2 protein-coding genes and 1 pseudogene are annotated in these 1,208 nt (G+C 73.5%); all 3 read right to left on the bottom strand.

All coding sequences use genetic code 11. From position 1 onward, the window contains the following. Window positions 1–93, bottom strand: a pseudogene (locus ABZ454_RS38910) (phosphoenolpyruvate carboxykinase domain-containing protein); the annotation flags it as partial. 29 nt (window positions 94–122) lie between these two features. After that, entirely contained in the window at window positions 123–494 is a 372-nt protein-coding gene (locus ABZ454_RS38905; RefSeq protein WP_359544145.1) for a hypothetical protein, read from the bottom strand. A gap of 148 nt (window positions 495–642) precedes the next feature. Then, window positions 643–1,128 carry a GNAT family N-acetyltransferase gene (locus tag ABZ454_RS38900; protein ID WP_359544146.1) on the bottom strand — a complete coding sequence of 162 codons (486 nt, stop codon included), beginning with the start codon at window positions 1,126–1,128 and terminating at the stop codon, window positions 643–645. Window positions 1,129–1,208: the final 80 nt, after the last annotated feature.

The following is a 1,208-nucleotide window of genomic DNA, read 5'->3' as shown; positions in this document are numbered from 1 at the left end:
CTCGGGGTTGATCGCGTACAGCTGGCCGTCCTCACCGAACCGCATCCAGGCGATGTCGTCGCCGATGGTCTCGACGGTCCAGCCGGAGATGGTGGTGGCAGGCGTCCCACGATGGCGGGGGGTCAGCTGCCCGCTCGGTCGCGTGCCTCCCGGGCGGCGTCCTGGCCGGCCTCGCGCAGCCCCGTCGCGGCCTCCTGACCGGAGTCCCGGGCCTGTTGCTTCGTGGCGTCAGCGGCGTCCCGCGCGGTGCTCTTCACGGATTCCACGGCATCCGTGGCCGGGCCCCGCATGCCTTCCTGAAGGTCCTGCGCGGCCTCCTGCGCCGTCTGCTTCGAGGGTCGCAGCAGCTCGTCGGAGTGGGCGCGGAGCTGGGACCCGACCCTTTCGACCTGATTCGGGCACTCATTTCCCTGATGAGCGCCGCAGCCGCGTTCGCCATACGGCCCCAGGGCGAGGGTGGCCGTCCCCACCTCTGCGATTGCGTTCGCAATCAATTTGAGGAGGGTGCCATGCGCGCATCGGCAGGGTACAGAGGGCCGCACCGTCGCATCGCTTTGCAGATGCCGCGATCGAGAGGAGGCGAGGGGCTTACCGCGGCCGCAGGCCGCGGCCAGGCGCGACGCCGCCCGCGACGGTCCGTCCCTACGGACGGCCGGCGGCCGGTACCGCGAGCCGCAGCACCAGATGGGTGCCCGCCCGGGGGCGCTCCGGGTCGGGGGCCCATCCGCGCGCCGCGTAGAAGGACTGGGCGCGGAGGTTGTGGGCGAAGACCTCCAGGAGGGCGTCCGTCACCCCGTCCCGCTGCCAGGCGGCCACGCACGCCGTGTGCAGGGCGGTCCCGACTCCCTTGCGCCAGTGGGCCGGTGAGACGTGCAGCTGGGAGAGGTGCATGACGCCCTCGCGCGGGGAGTAGGCCGCTATGCCGGTGAGCATCCCGTCCGTTTCGGCGCAGAGCACGGTGGCGTCGTCCCGGTCGACGGCCCGGGCCCAGCCTTCCCGGCTGCGGCCCACCTCGGCCTCGCCGGCGTACTCCTCCTCGGGAAGGTACCCGCTGTAGTAGGTGGCCCGGGCCTCGGTGTGCAGGCGGACGATGGCGTCGAGATCGGCGGGGGTCGCGGTTCGGATCATGGAGGAGGAGACGCGCCCGCCCGGCGGGCGGTTGCGGGCCCGCAACCGCCCGGACGCCCACGTCGCCGGGCCGCGCGGCG

Source organism: Streptomyces sp. NPDC005803 (assembly GCF_040630435.1).
GTDB lineage: Bacteria > Actinomycetota > Actinomycetes > Streptomycetales > Streptomycetaceae > Streptomyces.
This window is presented reverse-complemented; position numbering and strand designations above follow the sequence as displayed.

What these genes read in the sequence shown, in the direction of transcription:
- ABZ454_RS38900 (WP_359544146.1), bottom strand. Translation starts at nt 1,128, where the DNA reads ATGATCCGAACCGCGACCCCCGCCGATCTCGACGCCATCGTCCGCCTG.